This window comes from Diaphorobacter sp. ED-3 (assembly GCF_027625375.1).
In the GTDB taxonomy this organism is placed as follows: domain Bacteria; phylum Pseudomonadota; class Gammaproteobacteria; order Burkholderiales; family Burkholderiaceae_C; genus Diaphorobacter; species Diaphorobacter nitroreducens.
In genome coordinates this window covers 2,768,539-2,794,992 of sequence record NZ_CP115182.1, presented here as the reverse complement: position 1 = coordinate 2,794,992, position 26,454 = coordinate 2,768,539, and the positions used below count along the sequence as shown (strand labels likewise).

General features: G+C 69.3%; 20 protein-coding genes and 1 pseudogene. 10 read left to right on the top strand and 11 right to left on the bottom strand.

Features of this window, described 5'->3' with window-relative positions; all coding sequences use genetic code 11:
- Window positions 1-462: 462 nt before the first annotated feature.
- From PCQ86_RS13605 to PCQ86_RS13595, 3 genes are read right to left on the bottom strand one after another with little or no spacing between them, the layout of a single operon-like run.
- The gene (locus PCQ86_RS13605; protein ID WP_270173983.1) at window positions 463-2,034 is read right to left on the bottom strand and encodes an efflux transporter outer membrane subunit; all 1,572 of its coding nucleotides are present in this window, start codon (window positions 2,032-2,034) and stop codon (window positions 463-465) included.
- Window positions 2,031-5,198 carry an efflux RND transporter permease subunit gene (locus PCQ86_RS13600; RefSeq protein WP_270173982.1) on the bottom strand — a complete coding sequence of 1,056 codons (3,168 nt, stop codon included), beginning with the start codon at window positions 5,196-5,198 and terminating at the stop codon, window positions 2,031-2,033. The genes PCQ86_RS13605 and PCQ86_RS13600 overlap by 4 nt, the downstream gene beginning before the upstream one ends.
- An 18-nt stretch (window positions 5,199-5,216) precedes the next feature.
- Window positions 5,217-6,557, bottom strand: a complete 1,341-nt coding sequence (locus PCQ86_RS13595) for an efflux RND transporter periplasmic adaptor subunit (protein ID WP_270173981.1) — start codon at window positions 6,555-6,557, stop codon at window positions 5,217-5,219.
- A 374-nt stretch (window positions 6,558-6,931) separates the two neighbouring features.
- Between PCQ86_RS13595 and PCQ86_RS13590 the strand changes: the two genes are divergently transcribed.
- Window positions 6,932-7,591, top strand: coding sequence for a DUF937 domain-containing protein (locus PCQ86_RS13590; RefSeq protein WP_270173980.1), 660 nt, complete (start codon window positions 6,932-6,934; stop codon window positions 7,589-7,591).
- Window positions 7,592-7,770: 179 nt separating this feature from the next.
- Window positions 7,771-8,208 (top strand): CBS domain-containing protein, encoded by a 438-nt coding sequence (locus PCQ86_RS13585; protein ID WP_270173979.1) that lies wholly within the window; start codon window positions 7,771-7,773, stop codon window positions 8,206-8,208.
- Between the two features lie 174 nt (window positions 8,209-8,382).
- Here PCQ86_RS13585 and PCQ86_RS13580 read toward each other — a convergent pair whose 3' ends face one another.
- The 4 genes from PCQ86_RS13580 to PCQ86_RS13565 all read right to left on the bottom strand — a co-directional run bounded on the left by PCQ86_RS13580 (window position 8,383) and on the right by PCQ86_RS13565 (window position 12,356).
- On the bottom strand, window positions 8,383-9,186 hold the full coding sequence (locus tag PCQ86_RS13580) for an ABC transporter ATP-binding protein (protein WP_270173978.1): 804 nt from the start codon (window positions 9,184-9,186) through the stop codon (window positions 8,383-8,385).
- Window positions 9,183-10,124 carry a nitrate ABC transporter permease gene (gene ntrB / locus PCQ86_RS13575; protein ID WP_123676053.1) on the bottom strand — a complete coding sequence of 314 codons (942 nt, stop codon included), beginning with the start codon at window positions 10,122-10,124 and terminating at the stop codon, window positions 9,183-9,185. The genes PCQ86_RS13580 and ntrB overlap by 4 nt, the downstream gene beginning before the upstream one ends.
- A gap of 34 nt (window positions 10,125-10,158) precedes the next feature.
- Window positions 10,159-11,403 carry a CmpA/NrtA family ABC transporter substrate-binding protein gene (locus tag PCQ86_RS13570; protein WP_123676054.1) on the bottom strand — a complete coding sequence of 415 codons (1,245 nt, stop codon included), beginning with the start codon at window positions 11,401-11,403 and terminating at the stop codon, window positions 10,159-10,161.
- Window positions 11,404-11,735: 332 nt separating this feature from the next.
- The gene (locus PCQ86_RS13565) at window positions 11,736-12,356 is read right to left on the bottom strand and encodes an ANTAR domain-containing response regulator (protein WP_011805986.1); all 621 of its coding nucleotides are present in this window, start codon (window positions 12,354-12,356) and stop codon (window positions 11,736-11,738) included.
- Between the two features lie 142 nt (window positions 12,357-12,498).
- Between PCQ86_RS13565 and PCQ86_RS13560 the strand changes: the two genes are divergently transcribed.
- A complete protein-coding gene (locus PCQ86_RS13560) occupies window positions 12,499-13,677 on the top strand; it encodes a branched-chain amino acid ABC transporter substrate-binding protein (protein ID WP_442874421.1) in 1,179 nt (392 codons plus the stop codon).
- Window positions 13,678-13,753: 76 nt separating this feature from the next.
- Window positions 13,754-14,803 carry a tRNA (adenosine(37)-N6)-threonylcarbamoyltransferase complex transferase subunit TsaD gene (gene tsaD / locus PCQ86_RS13555; RefSeq protein WP_270173976.1) on the top strand — a complete coding sequence of 350 codons (1,050 nt, stop codon included), beginning with the start codon at window positions 13,754-13,756 and terminating at the stop codon, window positions 14,801-14,803.
- 86 nt (window positions 14,804-14,889) lie between these two features.
- Here tsaD and PCQ86_RS13550 read toward each other — a convergent pair.
- Both PCQ86_RS13550 and PCQ86_RS13545 read right to left on the bottom strand, forming a co-directional pair.
- Window positions 14,890-15,602 (bottom strand): annotated as a pseudogene (locus tag PCQ86_RS13550) (IS5 family transposase).
- A gap of 95 nt (window positions 15,603-15,697) precedes the next feature.
- Window positions 15,698-17,149, bottom strand: a complete 1,452-nt coding sequence (locus tag PCQ86_RS13545) for an aldehyde dehydrogenase (protein WP_270173975.1) — start codon at window positions 17,147-17,149, stop codon at window positions 15,698-15,700.
- 158 nt (window positions 17,150-17,307) lie between these two features.
- Between PCQ86_RS13545 and PCQ86_RS13540 the strand changes: the two genes are divergently transcribed.
- From PCQ86_RS13540 to PCQ86_RS13525, 4 genes are all read left to right on the top strand, one after another.
- Window positions 17,308-18,735, top strand: a complete 1,428-nt coding sequence (locus tag PCQ86_RS13540; RefSeq protein ID WP_270173974.1) for an efflux transporter outer membrane subunit — start codon at window positions 17,308-17,310, stop codon at window positions 18,733-18,735.
- A gap of 72 nt (window positions 18,736-18,807) precedes the next feature.
- Window positions 18,808-20,214, top strand: a complete 1,407-nt coding sequence (locus PCQ86_RS13535) for an efflux RND transporter periplasmic adaptor subunit (protein WP_270173973.1) — start codon at window positions 18,808-18,810, stop codon at window positions 20,212-20,214.
- Window positions 20,211-20,981: an ABC transporter ATP-binding protein gene (locus PCQ86_RS13530; RefSeq protein WP_011805980.1), complete on the top strand. Its 771-nt coding sequence runs from the start codon at window positions 20,211-20,213 to the stop codon at window positions 20,979-20,981. Before PCQ86_RS13535 ends, PCQ86_RS13530 begins: the two co-directional genes overlap by 4 nt.
- Entirely contained in the window at window positions 20,981-22,186 is a 1,206-nt protein-coding gene (locus tag PCQ86_RS13525) for an ABC transporter permease (protein ID WP_187148620.1), read from the top strand. Before PCQ86_RS13530 ends, PCQ86_RS13525 begins: the two co-directional genes overlap by 1 nt.
- Before the next feature lie 252 nt (window positions 22,187-22,438).
- On the opposite strand, the gene PCQ86_RS13520 is transcribed toward PCQ86_RS13525, so the two are convergent.
- Window positions 22,439-22,837: an Hsp20/alpha crystallin family protein gene (locus tag PCQ86_RS13520; protein WP_172207315.1), complete on the bottom strand. Its 399-nt coding sequence runs from the start codon at window positions 22,835-22,837 to the stop codon at window positions 22,439-22,441.
- A gap of 191 nt (window positions 22,838-23,028) precedes the next feature.
- On the opposite strand from PCQ86_RS13520, the gene PCQ86_RS13515 reads away from it, so the two are divergent.
- Together PCQ86_RS13515 and PCQ86_RS13510 are read left to right on the top strand one after the other, a co-directional pair.
- Window positions 23,029-23,901 carry a DUF2242 domain-containing protein gene (locus PCQ86_RS13515; RefSeq protein ID WP_015913720.1) on the top strand — a complete coding sequence of 291 codons (873 nt, stop codon included), beginning with the start codon at window positions 23,029-23,031 and terminating at the stop codon, window positions 23,899-23,901.
- Between the two features lie 64 nt (window positions 23,902-23,965).
- A complete protein-coding gene (locus tag PCQ86_RS13510) occupies window positions 23,966-25,267 on the top strand; it encodes a branched-chain amino acid ABC transporter substrate-binding protein (RefSeq protein WP_015913719.1) in 1,302 nt (433 codons plus the stop codon).
- Here PCQ86_RS13510 and PCQ86_RS13505 read toward each other — a convergent pair whose 3' ends face one another.
- Entirely contained in the window at window positions 25,268-26,350 is a 1,083-nt protein-coding gene (locus PCQ86_RS13505; RefSeq protein WP_011805975.1) for a YeiH family protein, read from the bottom strand. It lies immediately after the preceding gene.
- Between the last annotated feature and the right edge of the window lie 104 nt (window positions 26,351-26,454).

The window sequence follows — 26,454 nt, the reverse complement described above, 5'->3', positions numbered from 1 at the left end:
CAGCCACATCAACAAAAAAGGCGTCCGCACGCCGCACCGGGCAGGGGCCTGGTTGCGGGTGGGGACGCCTTCGTCCCGCGAGCCCTGCCTCCGCCGTTGGAGAGGGCTCGCGCTGCGGCCTACCGTGGCCGCGCTGGCTTCAATGCAATGGGCGTGCCAGGGTGCGGCGGGGTGAGAGGTGTGCGCTCATGGGTTGGGATGAATAGTCCGCTATCGCTTGATGGACAAGTGCGAGCAGCTATGGTTTCAGGAGCAATCGCGCGCTTGGGCGGGCGTGGCGGGCTGCGCACCGCCGTGGTGCAAGTGGCGGCGCGATGGTGCGAGCGCTGGCGTCCTGATTGCGCCCGGACCTCGTAGGGGATGTTGTGCCGGTGGCACGGCCCCTGCGTGCGCGCCCGATGCACCGCAATTGAACAAGAACAGCGTCCAGCGCTTGCCCCTCAAGCGCTGCCAGCGATGGAATCAGGAGCCGCCTGCCGGCGGTGGTGTTGGGTCCGTCCAGGCGCCGCCCAGCACCTTGTAGAGCGTCACGCGGTTGACCTGCTCGGCCAATTGCAGCGTGATCTGCGCCTGCTGTGCGGCATACAGCGTGCGCTGCGCGTCCAGCACGGCGAGGTAGTTGTCCGCACCGAGGCGAAAGCGTGCGTCCGACAGCTGCAGCGTGCGCTGTGTGGCCTGCACCAGCGAGCCTTGCGCCTGCAGGCGCTCGGTGAGCGTGGCGCGCTCGGCCAGCGCGTCGGACACTTCGCGGAAGGCGGTCTGGATGGCCTTCTCGTACTGGGCCACGGCGGTGTCGCGCGTCACCTCGGCCACGCGCAGGTTGGCCTGATTGCGGCCGGCGTCGAAGATCGGCAGGCGGATCTGCGGCGCGAACGCCCAGGTGCCGTTGCCGCCCTCGAACAGGCCCGACAGCGCATTGCTGGCCGTGCCCACCGAGGCCGTGAGCGTGATCGACGGAAAGAACGCCGCGCGGGCCGCGCCGATATTGGCCGTGGCGCCCTGCAGTGCATGCTCGGCCGCGCGCACGTCGGGGCGGCGCAGCAGCACGCTGGACGGAACGTCTGCAGGCACGGCCAGCAGCGCCGTTGCGGGCGCCTCGGGATCGGCCAGCGCGGGGACGGGGGACCGGGGGGCAGGACTGTTCGCAGTACCGGTGCCGGGAGAGGGCTGGGTTGCAGTCGTGGCCGGGCCCGCGATGGCCGTTTCCACGGTGGCCACGCTGGCGGGCAACAACGCTGGGGGCACGGGCGATCCCACCAGCAGGGCCAGGGCGTTGCGGCTGCGCGCCAGCTGCGAGACGAAGGCGGCCGCATCCACGCGTGCGGTGTCGGCCGCCGACTGGGCCTGCGCCAGCACCAGGCCCGAGCTGGCGCCCAGTTCATGGCTGCGCTGCGTGAGCTCCAGGGCCTGCTGGCGCGTGCGCAGGGTCTCGCGTGCCAGTTGCAGGCGGCGCGCGTCGGCGTCCAGCGTGAGCCAGGCGCCGATCACCTCGGCCACCAGGCTGAGCTGCACGCTGCGGCGGTTCTCCGCCACGCGCAGGAACTCCTGCAGCGCGGCATCGTTCAGGTTGCGCACGCGGCCGAAGAAGTCGATCTCGTAGCTGCTGAAGCCCAGTGTGGCGCTGTACTGGCTGGTGGTGTTGGAGCGGCCCGCGGCGGTCAGGTCGTCAGCGGTGCGGCTGCGGTTGCCCGCGCCGGCCGCGTTCACCGTGGGAAAGCGGTCGGCCTGCACCACGCCGTACTGCGCGCGGGCCTTGTCGATGGCCAGTACCGCCACGCGCAGGTCGCGGTTGTTCGCCAGGGCCTGTTCCACCACCGTGCGCAGGCGGGCGTCCTGCACGAAGTCTTGCCAGGCCATGGGACCTCCGTCCGGCAGCGCCACGGCGCCGGCGGTCGGTGGCTGGGGCAGGGGCGATGCCACCGTGTCCGGCACGGGCAGCGGCGGCGCTTCGTAGCGTGGCGCCAGGTTGCAGCCGGCCAGCAGGGCGCAGGCCAGGGCGGCGGTCACAGGCGTGAAGGGATGGGGGCGCGTCATGCGGCACTCTCCGGGTGGATGGGGGCAGGCTGGGCCGCGTCTTCCTGGCGCGAGCGGCTCTTGAACCAACTGCGGATCAGCAGGAAAAACACCGGCACCATGAAGATGCCCAGCACCGTGGAGGCCACGGTGCCGCCCAGCACGGCCGTGCCGATGGCATTGCGCCCGCCTGCGCCGGCGCCCGTGCCCAGGGCCAGCGGCACCACGCCGAAGCCAAAGGCCAGCGAGGTCATGAGGATGGGGCGCAGGCGCATGCGCACGGCTTCCAGCGTGGCATCCAGCAGCTTGCGGCCCTGTTCCTGCAACTGCACGGCAAACTCGACGATCAGGATGGCATTCTTGGAGGCCAGGCCCACCGTGGTGATCAGGCCGACCTGAAAGTACACGTCGTTGGCCAGACCCCGCGTCCAGGTCGCCAGCAGCGCGCCCAGCACGCCCAGCGGCACGGCCAGCATCACCGACAGGGGCACGGTCCAGCTCTCGTACAGCGCGGCCAGGCACAGGAACACGAACAGGATCGAGATGGCGTACAGCAGCGGCGCCTGCGCGCCCGACTGGCGCTCCTGCAGCGAGGCGCCCGTCCATTCGTACGCAATGCCGGGCGGCAGGCCCTTCAGGATGTCCTCCACGATCTTCATGGCCACGCCCGAGCTGACGCCCGGCGCGGCGCTGCCCACCATCTCATAGGCGGGCGCGCCGTTGTAGCGCATGAGCTGCGGCGAGCCATAAGCCCAGTGGGCCTTGGAGAAGGCGCCGAACGGCACCATCTCGCCGTTCTTGTTGCGCACGGTCCACTTGCCGATGTCCTGCGGCAGCATGCGGTGCGGCGCGTCGCCCTGGATGTAGACGCGCTTGACGCGGCCGTTGTTCAGAAAGTCGTTCACGTAGGTGCCGCCCATGCCGCTGGAGAGCACGCTGTTGATGGCGTCGTAGCTCAGGCCCAGCGCGGCGGCCTTGCGGTCGTCGATGTCCAGGCGCAGCTCGGTGGCGTCGTCCAGGTTGGTGGTGCGCAGGTTGGTCAGCTCGGGGTGCTTGCGCGCCTCGGCCAGGAACCGGTCCTTGGCGGCCAGCAGCGCCTCGTGCCCCAGGCCGTTGATGTCCTTGAGCATGAAGTTGAAGCCCGCGTTGGAGCCCAGGCCGCGCACGGCCGGCGGCTGCGACACGAAGATGCGCGCGTCGCGGATCTTGGCCAGATCCTGGGTGGCGCGGTGGGCGATGGCCGCCGCGGACTGGCTGGCCAGCGGCCGCTGGTCCCAGGGCTTGAGGCGGATGAATGCGCGCGCCGAGCTCTGGTCGCCGTTCAGGCCCGAGACCTGGTTGAAGCTGATGACCTCGGGCACGTCCTTGAAGTACAGATTCACCTGGTCCAGCACGTCCTGCAGTCGCGCGTCGGTGGCTCCAGCGGGCAGGTTGACGTTGGCCAGGATGTAGCCCTGGTCTTCATCGGGCAGGAAGGCCGTCGGCACGCGGCCGATGATCCACCACACGGCCAGGCAGATGGCGGCAAAGATCAGCAGCATGCGCTTGGCGCGGTGCAGCATCCAGCGCACGCCGCGCTGGTAGCGCAGCGTGTTGGTCTCGAAGTGGCGGTTGAACCAGAGGAAGAAGCGGTCGTTCAGCCCCAGCAGGCCGCGGCGCACCTGCGGGTCCTTGCCCAGGTGGGCGGACGGCTTGAGGATGCTGGCGCACAGCGCCGGCGTGAGCGTGAGCGCCACCAGCACCGACAGCGCCATCGCCGCCACGATGGTGATGGAGAACTGCCGGTAGATCACCCCCGTGGAGCCGCCGAAGAACGCCATCGGCACGAACACCGCCGACAGCGTGAGGCCGATGCCCACCAGCGCGGGCGTGATCTCGCGCATCGAGTGGCGCGTGGCCTCTTTGGGCGAGAGGCCCGACTCGTGCATCACGCGCTCGACGTTCTCCACCACCACGATGGCGTCGTCCACCAGCAGGCCGATGGCCAGCACCAGCGCGAACATGGTCAGCGTGTTGATCGAGTAACCCGCCGCGGCCAGCACGCCGAAGGTGCCCAGCAGCACCACTGGCACGGCGATCGCAGGGATCAGCGTGGCGCGGAAGTTTTGCAGGAAGATGAACATCACGATCACCACCAGCACCATGGCCTCGCCCAGCGCGGTGGCCACTTCGCGGATCGAGGCGCGCACGAAGGGCGTGGAGTCGGAGCTGACGAAATAGTCGATCTGGTTGGGGAAGTAGGGCTCGAGCTCCGCCAGCTTGGCGGCCACGGCGTCCGACACCGCCATGGCGTTGGCGCCGTCGGCCAGCACGATGCCCATGCCCGCGCCCGGGCGGCCGTTGAGCTTGGCCTTGACCGACAGGTTGTCGGGGCCCAGTTCCACGCGCGCGACGTCCTTCACCGTGACCACCGAACCGTCGGTGGCGGTCTTGAGCACGATGTCCTCGAACTCCTGCACCGTCTGCAGCTTGGTGCGCGCGGTGATGGTGGCGTTGAGCTGCTGGTCGGGCACGGCGGGCAGCGCGCCGAGCTGGCCCGCCGAGACCTGTGCGTTCTGCGCATTGAGGGCGCTGATCAGGTCCGACGGCATGAGCTGGAATTTCTCCATCTTGGCCGGGTCCATCCACAGGCGCATGGCGTAGAAGGTGCCGAACACGCGGATGTCGCCCACGCCGTCCAGGCGGCCGATCACGTCCACGAGGTTGGAGTTCAGGTAGTCCCCGATGTCCACCGCGCTCATGTTCGGGTCGCCCGAGAAGAAGCTGTAGGTGACCAGGTAGTCCTGGCCGCCCTTGTTGACGAACACGCCCCGGCTCTTCACGGCATCGGGCAGGCGGTTCATGGCCGACTGAAGCTTGTTCTGCACCTGCACCTGGGCCACGTCGATGTTGGTGCCCGGCGCAAACGTGAGGGTGGTGGCCGAGCGGCCCGACGCATCCGACGTCGAGCCCATGTAGATCATGTTGTCGATGCCCTTGAGCTGCTGCTCGATGATCTGCGTGACCGAGTTTTCCACGGTCTCGGCCGAGGCGCCCGTGTACTGCGCGGAGATGGTCACGCGCGGCGGCGCGATATCGGGGTACTGCTCCAGCGGCAGCGTGAAGATCGCCAGGCCGCCCGCCAGCATGATGATGATGGACAGCACCCACGCGAAGATGGGGCGGTTGATGAAGAACTGGGCCATGTGCGCCTGACCTCGTGCTCAGCGGGATGCGCCGGGGCGGGCGGTGATGTCCACGCTCTGGCCCGCCGCGGGGGGGGCGCTGGCGGCGGGTGCTGGCGCCGCGGCGGCCGGGCCCTTCTTGGTGTTCAGGTCCACCACCTGGGGCGCCACCTTGTCGCCGGGCTTGATGCGTTGAAAGCCATCCACCACCAGGCGCTCGCCGGGTTGCAGGCCGCTGTCCACCAGCCAGCGGTTGCCCAAGGCGCGCGCCAGTTCCACGGGGCGCTTCTCGACCACGTTGTCGGCGTTGACCACCAGTACGCTGGCGCGGCCCGTCAGGTCGCGGTGCACGGACTGCTGCGGGATCAGCAGCGCGTCGCTGGCCAGGCCCGTGGGCAGCAGCGCCTGCACGTACATGCCGGGCATGAGCACGCCGTCGGGGTTGGGCACCACGGCGCGCAGCGTCACCGTGCCCGTGGTGTCGTTGACGATCACGCCCGCAAACTGCAGCCGGCCTTCGTGCGGGTAGTCGCTGCCGTCGTCCAGCCGGATGCGCACGCGCATCTGGTTGCCGTCCACCTTCTGGTAGCGGCCGGCCTCCCAGTCGCGCTTGAGCTGCACCAGCTCGGTGCTGGACTGGGTGAAGTCCACGTACATCGGGTCCATCTGCACGATGGTGGTGAGCGCATTGGCCTGGTTGGCCGTCACCAGCGCGCCAGGGGTGACGCTGGACAGGCTGATGCGTCCGGCGATGGGCGCCTCGATGCGGCTGTAGCGCAGGTTGATGCGCGCCGTCTCCAGGTTGGCGCGGGCCACGCCGACATCGGCGCGGGCTTGCGCGGCCGCGGCCTGGCTCTCGTCATGGGCCTGGCGGCTGATGGCGTCGATCTTGACCAGTTCGGCATTGCGGCGCGCATTGGCCTCCTGCGTGCGCGCCGTGGCCTCGGCGCGGGCCAGAGTGGCCTCGGCGCTGGCCTCGGTGGCGCGCAGCGGGCGGTCGTCGATCTGGTACAGCGGCTGGCCCTTGCGCACCAGCGCACCCTCGGTGAACAGGCGCTGCTGCACGATGCCCGAGACCTGGGGGCGCACCTCGGCGGTCAGGTAGGCGCGGGTGCGGCCGGGCAAGGTGGCGTCCAGTTGCTGCGCGCGCGTTTGCAGGGTGACCACGCCCACGGCGGCGGGGCCTTGTGGCTCGGTGGCTGGCGCGTCCTTGCCGCCACAGGCCGCCAGGCCCAGCGCCAGGGCCAGGCCAGCCAGCCGCTGCGCGAACGCGCCGTGACGGGCCGCAGTGGTGCACGAGGGGGAAAAAGCGGGTGAAGCGGAAAGACGAGGGGCGCGGGCGGGGCGCTCAATGGGCGCGGGTGTCGTCGCGTGGATCATGGGGCGAAGGCGCAAGGTCTGGAAAGGGTGGCGCAGAGCAGGAAAGCGGGGCCTGGAAGGGCGTCGCAGGGCGCTCCGCTCTGCAGGCACGCGTTGCACTTTCGCACATTGACGGCAAGGCTGCCGTGGTAGCAGCGATTCTTCATGCTTCTTTACAAGGCATTGTCAAAGGGCGTCGCGCGCCGCAGAGCCCCCACCGGCAGGATGTGGGGGTCAGCTGCTGGCGTTAAATCGGCGCTTGAGGCTTGGGTGTTCGGCGTCTAAAGCTATGTAAATGATAGCTACCGACATGCACCGAAGCCGTGCAGCGCCTACCATGTAAGCCTGACGCGGCTGCCGTGGCCGCGCACCACCGCCTGAAGGAGTTGCCTGCCATGAACACTTCCACTTCCGCATCGACCCCGCTGCTGACCCAGCAGCTTTTGCAGCACCTGCAGGGGGCGCCGCTGCAGCAGATGGCCCAGCGCCTGGGCACCGACACCGCCCAGACGCAAAGCGCCGTGGAGATGGCCCTGCCGCTGCTGCTGGGTGCCCTGGGGCGCAACGCCGAGGGGCCGCAGGGTGCGCAGTCGCTGCTGGGGGCGCTGCAGCGCGACCACATGGACGCCACGGCCCAGGGCATCGGCGGCCTGGACCTGGGCGGGCTGCTGGGGTCGGTGCTGGGCGGCGGCATGACCGGCGGCGCCGGGCAGGGCGGCGACGCAGGTGCCATCTTGGGCCACATCTTCGGCGGCGGCCGCGAGAGGGCCGAAGCCGGCCTGGGCCAGGCCAGCGGACTGGGGGCGAACGCCGGCCAACTGCTGCAGATGCTGGCGCCCATCGTCATGGCGTTCCTGGCGCAACGGGTGCGCAGCGACGGACTGGACGCGGGTGGCCTGGGGCAGGTGCTGGGCCAGGAGCGCGCCCAGGTGCAGCGCACGGGCGCGCCCGGCGGCGATCTGCTGGGCAGCCTGCTGGACCAGGACGGCGACGGCCAGGTGGGCCTGGGCGACCTGTTCAAGATCGGCGGCAGCCTGCTGGGTGGGCGGCGCTGAGCGCAGCGGCTCAGGCCGCATTGCCAGCTTCCAAAAGCATAGCTGCATGCGCCCGGCCCGTGGGCGCTGCGACCACCTGGTTGCAACAAATTTTGAACCCGGTTGCGCGCCCGCCCTGGTTCGGCGGACACTGTGGGCGCGTGTTCGGTTTCGTTCCATCCACAGCCAGGGAGGCAGCCATGACGACTGTTGCAGAAATCCTCAGAACCAAAGCCGATGGGCAGGTCCATGCCGTCGAACCTTCGGACACCGTGCTCACGGCGCTGCGGCGCATGGCCGACAAGGGCATCGGCGCGCTGCTGGTGATGGAAGGCGATCAGATCGCGGGCATCTTCACCGAGCGCGACTACGCCCGCAAGATGGTGCTGTTGGGCCGCTCGTCGGGCGACACCCCGGTGAGCGAGGTGATGACGCGCGCGGTGCGCTTCGTGCGGCCCACGCAGAGCGCCGAGCAGTGCATGGCGCTGATGACGGAAAACCGGCTGCGGCACCTTCCTGTGGTGGAGGGCGGGCGCGTGGTGGGGCTGGTGTCCATCGGCGACCTGGTCAAGAGCGTGATCTCGGAGCAGCAGTTCATCATCGAGCAGATGGAGCTTTACATCACGGGGGTGCGGTGACGGTGTTCCGGGCGGGCCTGTGCTGAGCGGGAGCGGGCTCTGTGAAGCCCTGAGGTGTGAGTTTTCGTCGCTGGCCGGGACTCGCCCCGGCCAGCGACACTCAACCCAGGGGGCAAACAATCAAAAAGAATAGCTGCCAGCGCTTACCCAGCAAGCGCTAGAGCCCAAAAAACCTCAAGCCGCTCTCTCCACGTGCCCCTGCCGCGTGTAGAGAAAGTCGATCACCGCCTTGCGGCACTGCAGGTACCGCGCATCCTCCGCCAGCGCCACCCGGTTGCGCGGGCGTGCAATCCCCACGTCCAGCACCTCGCCAATGGTGGCGGCGGGGCCGTTGGTGAGCATCACGATGCGGTCGGACAGCAGCACCGCCTCGTCCACGTCGTGCGTGACCATGACCACGGTGCTGCGCGTGCGCGCCACGATCTCCAGCAGCTCGTCCTGCAGCCGTGCGCGCGTGAGCGCGTCCAGCGCGCCGAAGGGCTCGTCCATCAGCAGCACCTGGGGCTCCATCGACAGCGCGCGTGCGATGCCCACGCGCTGCTTCATGCCGCCCGATATCTCGCCGGGGCGCTTGTGCGCGGCATGGGCCAGGCCCACCAGTTCCAGCGCGGCGTGGGTGCGCTCCTTCAGCCGGGCCTTGGACTCGCGCGCGCCGAACACGCGTTCCACGGCCAGGTGCACGTTGCCTTCGCAGGTCAGCCAGGGCAGCAGCGAGTGGTTCTGGAACACCACCGCGCGCTCGGGGCCGGGGCCCTTGATCTCGCGCCCGGCGCAGATCAGCGCGCCGGCGGTGGGCGTGGTCAGGCCCGCGATCAGGTTCAGCAGCGTGCTTTTGCCGCAGCCCGAGTGGCCGATCAGTGCCACGAATTCGCCCCGGGCGATGGCCAGGTCGATGCCGCGCAGCGCGGGAAACACGCCCTTGGTGGTGCGGAAGGTCTGCTCGACCCCCTGGATCTGCAGGAATTTTGCGTCGCTCATGATTGCACCTCCTCGAACGTGAAGGCCGTGGCCAGCCGGACCAGCGCCCATTCCAGCAGCAGGCCCACGCCGCCGATGACGAAGATGGCCACCAGGATGTTGGTGACGTTCAGGTTGTTCCACTCGTCCCACACCCAGAAGCCGATGCCCACGCCGCCGGTGAGCATCTCGGCCGCCACGATCACCAGCCAGGCCGTGCCCACGGCCAGGCGCACGCCGGTCAGCATGTAGGGCAGCACCGCCGGGAACAGGATGGTGGTGGCGATCTTCCATTCGCTCAGGTTGAGCACGCGCGCCACGTTCATGTAGTCCTGCGGCACGCGTTGCACACCCACGGCGGTGTTGATCACCATGGGCCAGATGGAGCAGATGAAGATCGTCCAGATGGCGGCCGGGTTGGCACCCTTGAACACCAGAAGGCCGATGGGCAGCCACGCCAGCGGCGAGACGGGCCGCAGCAGGCTGATGACCGGGTTGCACATGCGCGAGAGGAACGCGAAGCGCCCGATCACGAAGCCCGCCGGTATGCCCACCAGCGCGGCCAGGCCGAAGCCCACGGCCACGCGCTGCAGGCTGGCCAGCACGTTCCAGCCCACGCCCTGGTCGTTGGGGCCGTTGCGGTAGAACGGGTCGCTGAAGATCTCCACCGCCTGCGCCCAGGTCTGCAGCGGGCCAGGAATGCTCTGGCCCGTGGTGGCCGAGACCACGGCCCACAGGCCCAGCAGCAGGCCCACGCCGCACAGCGGCGGCAGCACGGCCAGCCAGAGGGCGTTCCAGCGCTGGCGCGCGTCGCTGCGCGGGGGTGGGCTGGCAGGCCCTGAGGCTTTTGGGCCTGCAGCGCTTGTGGGATGGGCGCTAACAGCTATCGGTTTGGAAGCATCGGACGCGCCGGCCGGCGCTTGCGGCTCCAGCGGGCTGTGAAAGACGGCACTGACCATGGTTTCTCCTGGTGGGGGTGGGGCGATCGGGGCGTCAGGCCTTGAGCTTGAAACCGTCGGCGTACTTCGCGGGGTCCTTGCCGTCCCAGACCACGCCATCCACCAGCTTGTGGCTGCGCATGTCGCTCGCGGGCAGGGGGGCCTTCGCGGCCGTGGCGGCTTGGCGGTACACGTCGGTACGGTTGATGGCCTTGGCCACGCCCAGGTAGTCCGGGTGGTCCTTGAGCAGGCCCCAGCGCTTGTGCTGGGTCAGGAACCACATGCCGTCGGACAGGTAGGGGAAGTTCACCGCGCCGCCGCCATAGAACTTCATGTGGTCGGGGTCGTCCCAGGTCTTGCCCAGGCCGTCCTGGTAGCGCCCCAGGATGCGCTGGTTGATGGCGTCCACGCTGGTGTTCACGTAGGCCTTGCCGGCGATGGTCTCGGCCATCTGGTTCTTGTGGGCCAGGCTTTCGTCGATCCAGCGGCTGGCCTCCAGGATGGCGGCCGTCACGGCGCGCGCGGTGTTGGGGTACTTCTGCACGAAGTCGGCGGTGGTGCCCAGCACCTTTTCGGGGTGGTCCTTCCAGATCGCCTGCGTGGTGGTGGCCGTGATGCCGATGCCGTCCATGATGGCGCGGTGGTTCCAGGGCTCGCCCACGCAGAAGCCGTCCATGTTGCCCACGCGCATGTTGGCCACCATCTGCGGGGGCGGCACGGTGATGACCTTGGCGTCCTTCAGGGGGTGGATGCCGTGCGCGGCCAGCCAGTAGTACAGCCACATCGCATGCGTGCCGGTGGGGAAGGTCTGCGCAAAGGTGTACTCGCGCCGTTCCTTGGCCATCAGCTGGGCCAGGCTTGCGCCGTTGACGGCCCCCTTGTCGGCCAGCTTGCGCGACAGCGTGATGGCCTGGCCGTTGTGGTTGAGCGTCATCAGCACGGCCATGTCCTTCTTGGGACCGCCCACGCCCAGATGCACGCCGTAGACCAGGCCGTAGAGCACATGGGCGAAGTCCAGCTCGCCGTTGACCAGCTTGTCGCGCACGCCGGCCCAGCTGGCCTCCTTGGTGGGGATGATCTTCACGCCGTACTTCTGGTCGATGCCCAGCACCGATGCCATGACCACGCTGGCGCAGTCGGTGAGGGGGATGAAGCCGATGCGCACCTCTTTCTTCTCGGGGGCGTCCGAGCCCTGGGCGTGCACCAGGGCACGCAGCGCGGGGCTCACGCCCACGGCGCCCACGGTGGCCGCCTGCAGCACGGTGCGTCGGGGGATTCGGGTGTGGAGCAGATCGGTCATGCAAGAGTCCTTTGGGGTCGTCAAAAAAAGCAGTGCAGCAACGGAAAAAGGCGTCCTCACGCCGCGCGGCCGGCGCATGTGCGCTGCCCGAGCGGGTGGGGACGCCTTTGTCCTGGGAGCCCGGCCCTTCCGCCGTTGGAAGGGCCTGGTGCGTGACCAGCGGTGGTCACCGGGCCTGTTGCAAGCGGTGTGCCATCTTTTGGGTTGCTTTTATTTTGATAGCTGTCTGCGCTTGATGGTCGGGCGTTTCAGGCCTTTTTTGTTTGAATGCTTCATCGCCGTGTGGCGCGGCATCGGATGCACCGCATTTGTGCAATGCACAAACCGGCGCATCAACCCAGCAAATCGGCCGCGTCCAGCATGCGCTGCGCCACCTCGGCCAGGCGCAGGCCGCGGTCCATGGCGGCGCGGCGAAGCCGCTCGTAGGCCTGCTGCTCGGTCAGGCCCTGGCGCTGCATCAGCAGGCCCTTGGCGCGGTCGATGGTCTTGCGCTCGTGCAGGGCGGTGCGTGCCTGCGCCAGTTCGGTGCGCAGCGCCTGTTCGTGGGCAAAGCGGGCCAGCGCCACCTCCAGGATGGGGCGGATGCGCTGCGGTGCCAGGCCCGCGACGATGTAGGCCGTCACGCCCGCGGCCAGCGCGTCCTTCACGTGGCGCGTGTCCTCGTCGTTGGTGAACATGACGATGGGGCGGGGCGCCTCGCGCGTGGCCATCACCACATGCTCCAGCGCGTCGCGCGCCTCGCTTTCGGCGTCCACGATCACCAGGTCGGGCTGCAACTGGGCCAGGCGCTCGCCCAGGAACATGTCGCCCGGCAGCGTGGCCACGAGGTTGAAGCCGTTCTCCAGCAGCCCGATGCGCAGCGCGCGCGAACGCTCGGCCTGCAGCGCCGCATGCGCGTCGCCGTCGGCCGCCAGGTCCGGCGCCACCACCACGATCCGCAGTTGTTCAGTCATGCCGCAGGCGCTAGCAAGAAATACGCCACACCCGCCCCGATGCGTTGTGGAAGATTGCCGAAACGCACCGGTTGGGGCCGCGGGCAATTCCCCTGGCGCGGGCGGCATCCTTTCGCGAACATCCTGTCACATATCCACATGAATGAGAGAGGAGTCGACTGTGCAGCAGGGAATCAAACGACGCGGTTTTTCCGCCAGCCTGGGGCTGGCGGCGTTGGGAGTGGGCGGGTGGATCACGGGATGCAGCAAGGTGCCGGACACCATCAAGATCGGTGTGGCGCAGCCCTTGTCCGGCCCCTTGGCGGGTCTGGGGCAGGACCTGCTCAATGGCGTGAAGCTGGCGGTGGACGAGATCAACCGATCCGGCCTGAACGTGGACGGCAAGCGCGTGACGCTGGAGGTGGTGGCGCAGGACGACCGCGCGGACGCCGCTTCGGGCAAGGCGGCTGCGCAGCAACTGCTGGAATCGGGCGTGGTGGCCGTCATCGGGCACCTGAACTCGGGCGTGAGCCTGGAGACCGCGCCCATCTATGCCGCCAAGGAGGTGCCGCAGCTCATCATCTCCACCAACCCGCGCATCACGCAGCTGGGGCTGGCCACCACCTTCCGCATCGTCGCCAACGACAACCTGCAGGCGCGCGCCATCGGCGCGTTCGCGGCCGCGCAGCTCAACGCCGATGCCTACGCGGTGGTCGACGACGGCTCGCCCTACGGCAAGGGACTGGCCGAGGGCGCGGCCGCGCAGTTGCTGGCGGCCAAGAAGCACATCGCCGTGCGCCAGAGCTTCGACGACAAGACCGTGGCCTTTGCCGAACTGGCGGCCCGGCTCAAGGAGGCGCAGGTGCGCGTCATCGTCTGCATGCTCAACGACTTCCAGGCGCTGGCGCTGCTGCAGGAACTGCAGAAGCTGGGCCACAGCCGTGTGGCGCTGCTGGGCGGCGACCTGGTGAAGACGGCCGACATGGCCAAGGGCATGGGCGTGATCGACGGGATCTACGCCACCTCGCCGGTGCTGGACGTGGCCGAATTCACCACCGGCCGCCAGTTCCTGGAGAAGTACATCGCCGCCTTCCAGAAGCCCCCGGCCTATGGCGGCCACTACACCTACGACGCCGTGTACGTGGTCAGCGAGGCGATCAAGAAGGCCGGCTCCGCCGTGCCCGCCGACATCACGCGCGCGCTGCGCGGCATCAACGGCTACGCCCCCGTCACCGGCACCATGGCCTGGGACGGTCAGGGCGAGCTGCGCTACGGCGCCGTGGGCGTGTACGAGCTGCGCAAGGGCCAGTGGGAGCTGCGCATGCGCTCCGACCGCTGGTAGCCGCCGGTCGGTATGCGCGGGCGTGCGATTGCCCCCGGCCCGGCGGGCGCGGGGGACGGCCACTACACTCGCGGGCATGAGTCAGCTGATCCTCGGTATCGAATCTTCCTGTGACGAAACCGGCGTGGCCCTGGTGCGCGCCGGCGAGGGCGGCGCCGTGCCCGTGTTGCTGGCGCATGCGCTGCACAGCCAGATCGACATGCACCAGGCCTATGGCGGCGTGGTGCCCGAGCTGGCCAGCCGCGACCACATCCGCCGCGTGCTGCCGCTGACCCGCGAGGTGCTGCGCGAATCGGGCGAGCGCCTGGAGGATGTGGACGTGGTGGCCTTCACGCGCGGGCCGGGCCTGGCGGGTGCGCTGCTGGTGGGCGCGGGCGTGGCCTGCGCGCTGGGCGCTGCGCTGGACAAGCCCGTGCTGGGCGTGCACCACCTCGAAGGCCATCTGCTGTCGCCGTTCCTGAGCAGCGACCCGCCGGAGTTTCCGTTCGTCGCGCTGCTGGTGTCGGGCGGGCACACGCAGCTCATGCGCGTGGAGGGCGTGGGGCGCTACGAGATCCTGGGCGAGACCATCGACGACGCGGCGGGCGAGGCCTTCGACAAGTCGGCCAAGCTCATGGGCCTGGGCTACCCCGGCGGGCCGGCGCTGTCGCGCCTGGCCGAGCAGGGCAGCGCCACCGCGTTCAAACTGCCGCGCCCGCTGCTGCACAGCGGCGACCTGGACTTCTCGTTCGCGGGCCTCAAGACCGCCGTGCTCACCCAGGCCAAGAAGCTGGGCGACGAACTGCCCGCGCGCAAGGCCGACCTGGCCGCCAGTACCGAGGCCGCCATCGTGGAGGTGCTGGTCAAGAAGACGCTGGCCGCCCTCCAGCAGACAGGGCTCCAGCGCGTGGTGGTGGCCGGCGGCGTGGGCGCCAACCGGCATCTGCGCGCGCAACTCAACGCGGCCTGCGCGCGAGCCAAGGTGCGTGTGCACTACCCCGAGTTGCACCTGTGTACCGACAACGGCGCCATGATCGCCATGGCCGCGGCCATGCGCCTGCAGGCCGGGCAGCAGCAGCCCAACCGCGATTACGCCTTCGACGTGAAGCCGCGCTGGCCGCTGGACGCCATCACGCTCGCGGCCTGAAGATATTGGTCAAAATAGGCTCCAGCGCTTGTCCATCAAGCGCTGGTAGCTCACATTTTTGATAGCGGGCTAGGGGCTGTTGAGAATCACCGAGAGTTGATAACCCCAGCCGCGAGATAGATCATCGCTGCGAAGCTGGTATCCGTCTTGTCGCTACGCATGGCGATGCGCTTGAACTCCTTGAGCTTGCCAAAGAAGTTCTCGATCAAGTGACGCCATTTGTAGATCTCCCGGTCAATCTCCAGTGGCGCTCTCCTTCGCGGCATCTGTGAGATCACCACCTGCGCCCCGCGCTTGTCCAACTCCTGGATCAGCCAGTTCACATCGAAGGCCTTGTCGGCGAGCAAGGCTTCAAAGCGCACATCAGCGATCAGCTCTTTGACCCCTTTGGTGTCATGGCGCTGCCCTGGCATCAAGACGAACTTCACCAGATTGCCCAACGCATCCGTCAGCGCCAGGATCTTCGTGCTCATGCCTGCGCGCGAATGGCCTATGGCTTGGCCCGAAGTCCCCCTTTTGCCCCCTGGCCGTGCCGGTGCACTTTCACAATCGTGGCATCCACCATCGCATATTCCATGTCTGGCTGCTCGCTCACTGCATCGAACAGGCGTTGAAATACGTCGGCCTTGAGCCAGTCTCTAAAGCGCTTGAACACCGTGTTCCACTTGCCAAACTCTGGCGGCAGGTCTCGCCAAGGGCTGCCTGTGCGGGCAATCCACAGCACTGCCTCAACGAAGCGGCGGTTGTCGGTGCCGCTGCGCCCCGGATCACTTGGCTTGCCAAGGCAGTGCGGCTCCATCTTGGCCCATTGCTCGTCTGTCAGTACCCATCGAATGCTCATGCTCCTATTGCATCACATCCATTCACGCCTCTCAGATTGATTCTCAACAGACCCTAGAACGGGTAGTGGCGTGGGGCGGTCTGCACCGTGATCCAGCGCAGTTCCGTGAACTCGCGCACGCCCGCCATGCCGCCAAAGCGCCCCCAGCCCGACTGCTTCACGCCGCCAAAGGGCATCTGCGGCTCGTCGTGCACCGTGGGGCCGTTCACATGGCAGATGCCGGACTCGATGTGTGCGGCCACGTTCCAGGCGCGCGCCACGTCGCGCCCGAACACGGCGGCCGACAGGCCGTAGGTGGTGTCGTTCGCGGTGGCGATGGCTTGCTCCACGCCGCGCACCCGCACGATCGCCTTGACCGGGGCAAAGGTCTCCTCGTGGTAGATGCGCATGGCGGGCGTCACCCGGTCCAGCAGCGTGGCGGGCATCAGCGGGGTGTCGCTTTTGCCGCCGCACACCAGCGTCGCGCCCTGGCCCAGCGCGTCGTCGATCAGCGCGTTGCAGCGCTGCACGGTGGCCATGTCCACCACCGGCCCCAGCACCACGGGGCCCTGGCGCGGGTCGCCCAGCGGCAGGGCACGGGCGCGTTCGGCCAGTTGGTGCACGAACGCATCGGCTACAGCCTCGTCCACCACCAGGCGCTCCGTGGACATGCAGATCTGCCCCGAATTGGCGAACGCGCCAAACACGGCGGCGTTCACGGCGGCATCCACGTCGGCATCGTCCAGCACCACCAAGGGGGCCTTGCCGCCCAGCTCCAGCACCACGGGCTTGAGGTGGCGCGCGCAGGTTTGCGCGACCAGCCGCCCCACCTTGGTGGAGCCCGTGAAGTTCACGCGGCGCACGGCTGGGTGGGCCACCATGGCCTCCACCACCTCGGCCGCATCGCCGGGCGCATGGGTGATGAAGTTCACCACGCCCGCGGGCAGGCCGGCGTCGTGCAGCGCCTCGGCAATGAGGCGATGGGTGGCCGGGCAGGTTTCCGAACCCTTGAACACCACCGTGTTGCCGCACGCCAGCGGCGTGGCAATGGCGCGCACCCCCAGGATGACCGGCGCATTCCACGGCGCCATGCCCAGCACCACGCCGGCGGGCTGGCGCACGCCCATGGCCAGGCTGCCCGGCATGTCGGACGGGATCACCTCGCCGGCGATCTGCGTGGTGAGGGCGGCGGCCTCCTGCAGCAGGTTGGCGGCCAGGTGCACGTTGAAGCCGGCCCAGGCGGCAGAGGCGCCGGTCTCGGCCGCCATGGTGGCGGCGAAGGCATCGGCGCGCGCCGTGAGGGCCTGCGCGGCGCGCTGCAGCAGGTCGCGCCGCGCGGCGGGGCCCAGCGCGGCCCACGCGGGAAAGGCCCGGGCGGCCGCCTGCACGGCGGCCACGGCGTCTTCGGGGGTGGCCGCAGCGGCCGTGGTGGCAATGCGGCCATCCAGCGGGTTGCGGCGCTCGAACGTGGCGCCGCCCGAGGCGGGCCGGGGCGCGCCGTTGATCAGCAGGGGAAGAGGGGGCATGGGAACTCCTTTGCGAGGGGCGGCCGCGGCGGCGAGGCCACCCGGGCATTTGGCACGCAAGGGTAGCAGCGTGCCACGCCACGGGTTCTCCGGTTTTCTTTACAAAAGTTCATCTGCCGCTGGTGGCGCTGACAAGGAGCGCTGTAACAATTGCCCTCATGTTTGCCGCAGCGCTTCCTTCTCGCTCCCGCCGTCGCCCGCGCGCTTCGGCGCCACTGGCCTTGCTGGCCGCCCTGGTGCTGGCCGGTTGCGCCACGCGGCCGCCTCCCGCGCTGGAGGGGGCGGTGGCCACTCCCGCCGCCTGGGCCGGCCAGGGGGCGGTGCAGGGCGGCGCGGCCGCGACCCCGCAAGACCTGGCCCAGTGGTGGCGGCAACTGGGCGATGCGCAGCTCACCGGCCTGGTGGAACGCGCGCTGCAGTCGCACACCAGCATGCGCAGCGCACGCGCCGCCGTGGAGCAGGCGCGTGCCCAGCGCGACGTGCAGGCCGCCGGCCTGCTGCCTTCCGTGAACGCATCGGGCTCCGCCCAGCGCAGCCGCAGCAATGGCAGCACCGGCAACACTTTCCAGGCGGGACTGGACGCGAGCTGGGAGCCCGACCTGTTTGGCCGCCTGTCCAGCGGCGTGCGCGCCAGCGAGGCCGACCTGCTGGCCGCCGAGGAAGGCGTGGCTGCCGCCCAGGTGGCATTGGCCGCCGAGGTGGCGGTGAACTACATCAGCCTGCGCAGCCAGCAGCAGCGCCTGCAGATTGCCCAGCAGAACCTGGCGGCGCAGAGCGAAACCGCGCAGATCGTCCAATGGCGTGTGCAGGCGGGGCTGGCCAGTTCGCTGGCAGCCGAGCAGGCCCGCGCCGCCGTGGAGCAGACCGCCGCCCAGGTGCCCACGCTGCAGGCGGGCATCGCGCAGGCGCGGCATGCGCTGGCGGTGCTCACCGGCCAGCCGCCCGCGGCGCTGGACGAGGCCCTGGCCGCGCACGCGCCCGTGCCCCAACCGCCGGTGGACCTGGCGCTGGCCTTCCCCGCAGACACGCTGCGCCAGCGCCCCGACGTGCGCCAGGCCGAGCAGCGCGTGCGCGCCGCCTGGGAGCGCGTCGCCCAGGCCGAGGCGCAGCGCATGCCCAGCCTGCGCATCAGCGGAACGCTGGGCCTGCGCGCCCTCACGCTGAGCGCGCTCACGGGTGGGGGCGCCACGGTGGCGTCGCTGCTGTCCAGCGTGTCGCTGCCGGTGTTTGATGGCGGGGCGCTGCGTGCCCAGGTGCGCGCGCAGGAGGCTGCGCTGCAGCAGGCGCAGGTGGGCTACGAGGAATCGGTGCTCGGCGCGCTCAAGGATGTGGAAGATGCGCTCGTCGCGCTGCAGGGCGACCGTGACCGTCTGCAGCGCCTGTCCGCCGCGGCCGAGGCTGCGGGCAACGCGGCGCTGCTGGCGCAGAACCAGTATGCGAGCGGGCTGGTGGACTTCCAGACCGTGCTGGACACCCAACGCACGCTGCTGTCCGCGCAGGACAGCGTGGCCAGCACGGCCGCCAGCTTGAGTACCGACCATGTGCGCCTGTACAAGGCGCTGGGAGGCGGCTGGCCCGCGCCCTGAGCGGCCCCCCCAAAAAAACCTGCTGAATGACCCGGCGCTGCCGCCCAAGCGGCGCCTTCCCAGGCAAGAACCATGACCGACCAAGAATCCCCAAGCTCTTCCAGCGCCCCCGCTTCCCATGCCGCCGCGGCGGCCCCGCAGAGCCTGCAGGCCCTGCTGGGCGACGGCCTGCGCCGGCGCTGGTGGCAGAGCATCACCCTGTGGCTGGCCGTGCTGGTGCTGGCCGCCGCTGCCGGCGGCTGGTGGTACTGGCAGGACCGCCAGCGCGCCCAGGCGGCGCCGCGCTATGTCACGCAGGAGGTGCAGCGGGGGCCGATCACGCTCACCGTGGCGGCCAACGGCACGCTGCAGCCCACGCGGTCGGTGAACATTGGCAGCGAACTCTCGGGCACCGTGCGCCGCGTGCTGGTGGACGTGAACGACCAGGTCAAGAAGGGCCAGGTGCTGGTGGAGCTGGACACCACCAAGCTCGACTCGCAGGTGCTGCGCTCGCGCGCTTCGGTCGCGTCGGCGCAGGCGCGCCTGGCACAGGCGCAGGCCACCATGCAGGAGGCGCGCGCCAGCCTGTCGCGCCTGGAGGAGGTGGCCCGCCTGTCCGGCGGCAAGGTGCCTTCGGCGGCCGAGCTGGACACCGGCCGCGCCGCCTACGAGCGCGCCCAGGCCGACGAGGCCGCTGCGCGCGCCAGCGTGCAAGATGCGCGCGCGGCGCTGGCCACCGACGAGACCAACGTCACCAAGGCCTCCATCCGATCGCCGATCGACGGGGTGGTGCTCTCGCGCGCGGTGGAGCCGGGCAATGCCGTGGCCGCGTCGCTGCAGGCGGTGACGCTGCTCACCCTGGCAGAGGACCTGACCAAGCTGCGCCTGGAGGTCAACGTGGACGAGGCCGACGTGGGCTCGGTGCGCCCGGGCCAGAAGGCCACCTTCACCGTGAGCGCCTACCCCTCGCGGCGCTACCCGGCGCGCACCACGCGCGTGGCCTTCGGCTCCACCAAGACCGACAACGTGGTCACCTACATCACCTACCTGGAGGTGGACAACGGCGATCTGAGCCTGCGCCCCGGCATGACGGCCGCGGCCACCATCACTTCCACCGAGCGCAATGACGTGCTTACCGTGCCCAACACGGCCCTGCGCTTCAAGCCCGCGGGCGCGGCGGGGGAAGCCCCGCAGGCAGGCCGGCCCGGTGCACAGGGCAGCTCTGGCGCAAGCGCGGGCGGCGGCGGCGGCGGCGGCATCATGTCCCAGCTGATGCCGCGCATGCCACGCCCCTCGGGCCAGCGGCGCAGCGCGGGCGCGGACGGCAGCCGCGGCGACGGCTCCCAGCGCCAGGTGTGGGTGCTGCAGGACGGCGCGCCCAAGCCCGTGCGCGTGAAGACCGGCATCAGCGACGGCCGCGTCACCGAGGTGGAGAGCGACGAGCTGCAGCCGGGCATGCAGGTCATCACCGACCAGCTTGCGAGCGGGGCGAAGCCATGATGGCGCCCGCCGATGCGCAGCCGCTGATCCGCCTGCGCGGCATCACCAAGGTGTACGGCGAGGGTGCGCTGGCTTTCCAGGCGCTCAAGGGCGTGGACCTGGACATCGACAGCGGCGACTTCGTGGCCATCATGGGCCCCAGCGGCTCGGGCAAATCCACGGCCATGAACGTGCTGGGCTGCCTGGACCGGCCCACCGCGGGTACCTACCTGTTTCGCGGGCTGCCGGTGCACTCGCTGTCGCGCGACGACCGTGCGCGGCTGCGGCGGCGCTTCCTGGGCTTCGTGTTCCAGGGCTTCAACCTGCTGGCGCGTACCTCGGCGCAGGAGAACGTGGAGCTGCCGCTGCTGTACCGCGGCGAGAGCACGGCCGCGCGCCATGCGGCTGCGGCCCGCGCCCTGGACGCCGTGGGCCTCAAGGGCTGGGAGCACCACACACCGGCCGAGCTGTCCGGCGGCCAACAGCAGCGCGTGGCGATTGCGCGCGCCATCGTCACCGAGCCTACGGTGCTGCTGGCCGACGAGCCCACCGGCAACCTGGACACGCAGCGCAGCCGCGAGATCATGGAACTGCTGTGGCGCCTGAACACCGAGCAGGGCATCACCGTACTCATGGTCACGCACGAGCCCGACATGGCGCAGTACGCGCGGCGCATCGTGCGCTTCGTGGACGGGCGCATCGAAAGCGACGAGCGCAATCCGCACCCGCATGCGCAGGTGCCCCGGGAAGCGCCTGCAAGTGCAGGCACGGGGGAGGTGGCGCCATGATGCTGCTCAACTCTCTGCTGCAGGCGCTGCGCTCGATACGGCGCAACCTGATGCGGTCCTTTCTCACCGTGCTGGGCATCGTGATCGGCGTGAGCGCGGTGATCACCATGGTCACGCTGGGCAACGGTGCCACGCTGGCGGTGCAGGCGCAGATCTCCAGCCTGGGCACCAACCTGCTGCAAGTGCGTCCTGGCCAGCGGCTGGGCCCCGGCGGCAGTGGCGGCGCACCCTCGTTCAAGGATGTGGATGCCGAGGCCATCGCGCAGCAGATCGGCGGCATTCTGGCCGTGGCGCCCGAGGCGCGCACCAGCGCCACCGTGGTGGCCAACGGGCGTAACTGGGCCACCAGCGTCATGGGCAGCACCAATGCCTGGCTGCAGACCGGCAACTGGACGCTGGAAAGCGGGCGCGAATTCACCACCGACGAGCTGCGCGTGGGCGCTGCCGTGTGCCTGATCGGCCAGACGGTGCGGCGGGAGCTGTTCGCCGGCGGCGATGCGCTGGGTGAGCGCGTGCGCGTGCGCCAGTTTTCGTGCGAGGTGGTGGGCGTGCTGGCCTCCAAGGGGCAGGGCGCCTTCGGCAACGACCAGGACGATCTGGTGCTGCTGCCGCTCAAGACGCTGCAGCGCCGCGTGACGGGCTCCACGCGCGTGCCGACGCTGCTGGTGTCCATGAAGGATGGCAGCGACCCCGAGCGCGTGAAGGCCAGCCTGACCGAGTTGCTGCGCGAACGCCGCAAGCTGGCCGACACCGACGATGACAACTTCAACGTGCTGGACACCAAGCAACTGGCCGACACCTTCTCGGGCACCACGCGCGTGATGACCACGCTGCTGGGCGCGGTGGCGGCCGTGAGCCTGCTGGTGGGCGGCATTGGCATCATGAACATCATGCTGGTGAGCGTGACCGAGCGCACGCGCGAGATCGGCCTGCGCCTGGCCATCGGCGCGCTGGAGCGCGAGGTGCTGATGCAGTTCCTCATCGAGGCCGTGGTGCTGGCTGCTTTGGGCGGCCTCATCGGCATCGTGCTGGCCACGGGCGCGTCGATTGCGCTGGCGCAGGTGATGGGCATCCCCTACGTGTTCCACGCGGGCGTGAACCTGCTGTCGTTCGTGTTCTCGGCGGGCATCGGGGTGCTGTTCGGCTACTTCCCGGCCCGCCGCGCCGCGCGGCTGGACCCCATTGAGGCGCTGCGCCATGAGTGAGGCGCTGCGATGGGGCAGCACCCGGCCGCGGCGTTCGATGCGGACAGGCGCCGGACTGGACAAGCCGGGACAAGGCCCCACATGCGTCGAACGCGGACGGTTTAGTCGGAGTCTCGCTGTGGTGTGCCCTGGAAGAGGATCAGGTTAAAAATGGGCGGTAGCGCCCATCCGGCAAGCGGCAGTAGCTAGATAAAACATAGCAAATGGGCGGCCGCCCGGCCGCCCTGGAATCAGGCGACGCTCTGCGTCTTGTCAGTCGATGGCCAGTCGAACGGCGCTGCTCTGCGGCGGCTTCTTGGCCAGCACCAGGGTGAGCACGCCATGTTCCAGTCGCGCCGTGCTGGCCTGCGGGTCGATGTCCTGCGCCAACTCCCATGCACGCTGCACGCGCCGGGGCGCACCTTCGGCGCTGGCGACGCGCACTTGGTTGCCTTCGATCGTGACCGCGAGTTGCTCGCGCGACAGGCCTGGCACGTCCAGCTGCACGGTGATGGCCTTGTCGTCCTGCTGCACGTTCACGCCTGTGGCGCGTGCATCGTGCGGCGCGGCTGCGGGGGCAGTGAGTGTGTGGTGCAGGAAGCGTTGCAGGGCGGCGTCTCCCACGCGCGGTGCGACATAGGTGGCGTGGCGGATCACGGGGGCGAAAATCATGTCGGAGGCTCCTGGGTCAGACGCGGCACGGGTCGGCCGCATGGACCGCACATGTGTTTGCGTGCGGTGTTTTTCAAGAGTGCCCCGCCGCGCGGATGGAACGTCGCCTTGCAATGGGTTACAACGAGCGCGCGCGGGAGGGACATCGCTCAGGCTTCACAATGCGGCCCTGCTGCGGATTTTTCTAGCTGATGCCCGTGTCTCGATTCCCACGCCTTTCCCCCTTCGCTTCCCCGGGCTGCCGGCTGGGCCTGGTGGCCTGCGCCCTGCTGGCTGGCTGTGCCCACATTCCCGACACCATGCCCGGCCTGGACCGCAACCTGCAGTTCTCGCCCAACGACTTCGATACCGCCGGCATGCACACGCGCCACATGGCGGCGCCGCAGGCCAGCACCTGCGAGGCGGCCCGGCGGGCGCTGCTGAGCCAGGGCTACATGGTGCACGTGGCCTCCAGCGACACGGTGGCGGGCCGCAAGTACTACCAGCCCCACACCGACGTGCACTACGTCGTGGAGATGCGCGTGGTCTGCGCATCCGAAGGGCAGGGCGACGAGCGTACGTCGGCCTTTGCCAGCGCGCTGCAGGACCGCTACGTGATCAAGAAGATCAACAACTCGGCGTCGCTTGGCGTCGGTGGCATCGGCTCGGTGTCGCTGCCCGTCACGGCGATCGACGACACGCTGGTGAAGGTGGGCAGCGAGACCATCGCCGATCCGCAGTTCTACGAGCGGTTTTTCCAGCTCTTCGAGCAGTTCGTGCGCGCGGCGCCCGTGGTGCCGGCCGCGCCGACGGTGGCGGCCAAGCCAGCCCTGCACGAGCGCGAAGCCGTCCCGCACGCTGCGGTCGCCGCGACCGTTGCGGCGCAGCCGCCTGCCGCTGCTGCTGCAGCCGCCACCGCCAGCCCGGCTGCAGAGTCCAGCACCCCGGCGCCCATGGTTCCCGCCGGGGAGCAGCCGCGCACGCAGGCGTCCGCGCAAGCGCCTCAGCCAGCGCCAGAATCGCAGCCGGCCGGCGCATCCGACGGCGCTGCGCCGCCGGGCATCCAGCAGCTCATGGCCCAGTGAATTCCATTCTTCGTGAGCCAGCGCGCCGCTGCGCTGCCATCTTTTCCTGCTTGTGCCCGTTGCCATGATGATCCTGCCCCGCCGCCATGTTCTGCGCGCCTGTGCGTTGGCTCTGTCCTCCCTGCTGGGCGTTGCGGCGCCGCTGGCCGGTGCGGCGGCGCCGCCCCAGGGCGCGCCGATCCGCGTGGCGCTGATCGAGAGCCTGTCCGGCAGCTTTGCCAATACCGGCGAGGCGGTGTTCCGCAACATCGCCTGGGCCATGGAACGTGTGAACGCGCGCGGCGGCGTGGCACTGCCCCCTGCGGCGGGCGGGGCGCGGCCGCTGATGCTGGTGCGCTACGACAGCAAGGGCACCAACGAAGAGGCGCTGTCCGCGCTGCGCGCCGCCATTGACGGCGGCGCGCGTTTCGTCATGCAGGGCAACTCATCGGCCACGGCCGCTGCGCTCATCGACGCGATCAACAAGCACAACCAGCGCGAGCCCGGCAAGCGTGTGGTGTTCCTGAACTACTCGGCCGTGGACCCCGCCCTCACGAACGAGAAGTGCAGCTTCTGGCACTTTCGCTTCGACGCGCATGCCGACATGCGCATGGCAGCGCTCATGGAGGTGATCCGCGAGGACAAGGCCCTGCAGCGCGCCTACCTCATCGGGCAGGACTACAGCTTCGGCCAGGCCGTGCTGCGCGAAGCCCGGCGCCAGCTGGCCGCGCAACGGCCCGATGTCGCCATCGTCGGCGACGAGCTGCACGCCGTGGGCCGCGTGAAGGACTTCGCGCCCTACGCCGTGAAGATCAAGGCCAGCGGCGCGCAAGCCGTCATCACGGGCAATTGGGGCAATGACCTCACGCTGCTGGTCAAGGCTGCGCGGGAGGTGGGCTACGACGGCATGTTCTATACCTTCTACGGCAACGCGCTCGGCGCGCCCGCGGCCCTGGGCGATGCGGGCGTGGGAAAGGTGGTGGCCGTGGCCGACTGGCTGCCCAATCTGCCCACGCAGGGCAGCGAGACCTTCTACCGTGCCTTCCGCGAGCGCTTTCCCAGCCCGCAGGACGACTATGTGCACATGCGCATGCAGCTCATGGTCGAAGCGCTTGCGCAGGCCCTGCAGCAGGCGGGCAGTGACGATCCGTTGGCCGTGGCGCGCGCGCTGGAGCATGCCAGTGTGCGCCTGTACGGCCAGGCAGGCGCCATGCGCGCGCAAGACCATCAGTTCCAACAATCGCTGGTCATAGGCGTCATGGACCGCCAGGGCGCGCCGGGTGTGAAGTTCGATGTGGAGGGTTCAGGCTACGGCTTTCGCGTGGTACGGCAGATCGCGGCGGACAAGGCGCAAATGCCCAGCACCTGCCAGATGCAGCGGCTTTGATCACAGCCACGCGGGTAGATAACGGCTCAGCAGCAACCCCGCAACCAGCAGCCAGGCAAACAGTGCAGCGGCCAGCAGCAGTGGCTTGAGGCCCGCGGCGCGCACGGCATGCACATGCGTGGTGAGCCCCAGGGCCGCCATGGCCACGGCCAGCAGCAGGTCGTCGAGTCGCACACCGGCCTGTACCAATGCCGGAGGCAGCATGTCCAGCGAGTTCACGCCTGCCATGGCTACGAAGCCCAGCGCAAACCACGGGATGGTGATGGCGCCCGGGCTGCCTGTCTCCCCCCGGCTCGCGTCCGAAGCCTGTTGAGCACGCAACAGGAGGAATGACAGGATGAGCAGGAAGGGCGCCAGCATCATCACGCGCACCATCTTCGCGATAACGGCGGTGCTGGCGGCATGGGAGCTGATGGCTGTGCCGGCGGCCACCACCTGAGCCACCTCATGTACTGTGGCGCCCACATACAGGCCGTACTGCTGCGCATCCATGCCGATCCAGCCCCCGGCGGCGTTCCACCGGTAGAGCGCGGGATACAGGAACATGCCCACCGTGCCGAACACCACAACGGTGGCCACAGCCACGGCAACATCCTGGGGGCGTCCCCTGGCCACGGGGGCTGTGGCCAGCACCGCCGCCGCACCGCAAATGGAGCTGCCTGCACCGATGAGCAGCGTGGTGCGCCGGTCCAGCCCCAGCACCCGCTGGCCCAGCCAGCAGGCCAGCCCAAAGGTGCTGGCCAGCGCCAGGGCGTCGACGGCAACGCCACCCCAGCCCATGTGGGCGATGTCCTGGAAGGTCAGACGCAGGCCGTACAACACGATGCCTGTGCGCAGCAGCTGCTGTTTGGCCAAGCCCACGCCGGGCGCACAGGTCTGTGCCAGGCGTGGGTATAGGGTGTTGCCTAGCAGCAGCCCGAACACGATCGCGAGCGTCAGGGTACTCAGGCCATGCCCTACAAAAAACGGTTGACCGGCCAGGTGCAGCGCGCCCGCCGCGATGGCGCCGCTCAGCAGCAGCCCTGGCAGCCAGCGGACTGGCTCGGTAGTGAAGGAGGCGAGGGTAAGCGGAGCAAGGGGCATGACAGCGGCCGCTGGTAAAAGGTCCTTACGGCAGGCGCCCACTTTAGAAATATTAGTTATATTTGTATAACAAATACTTTTTGTAAAATCTACCTGGAAAACTG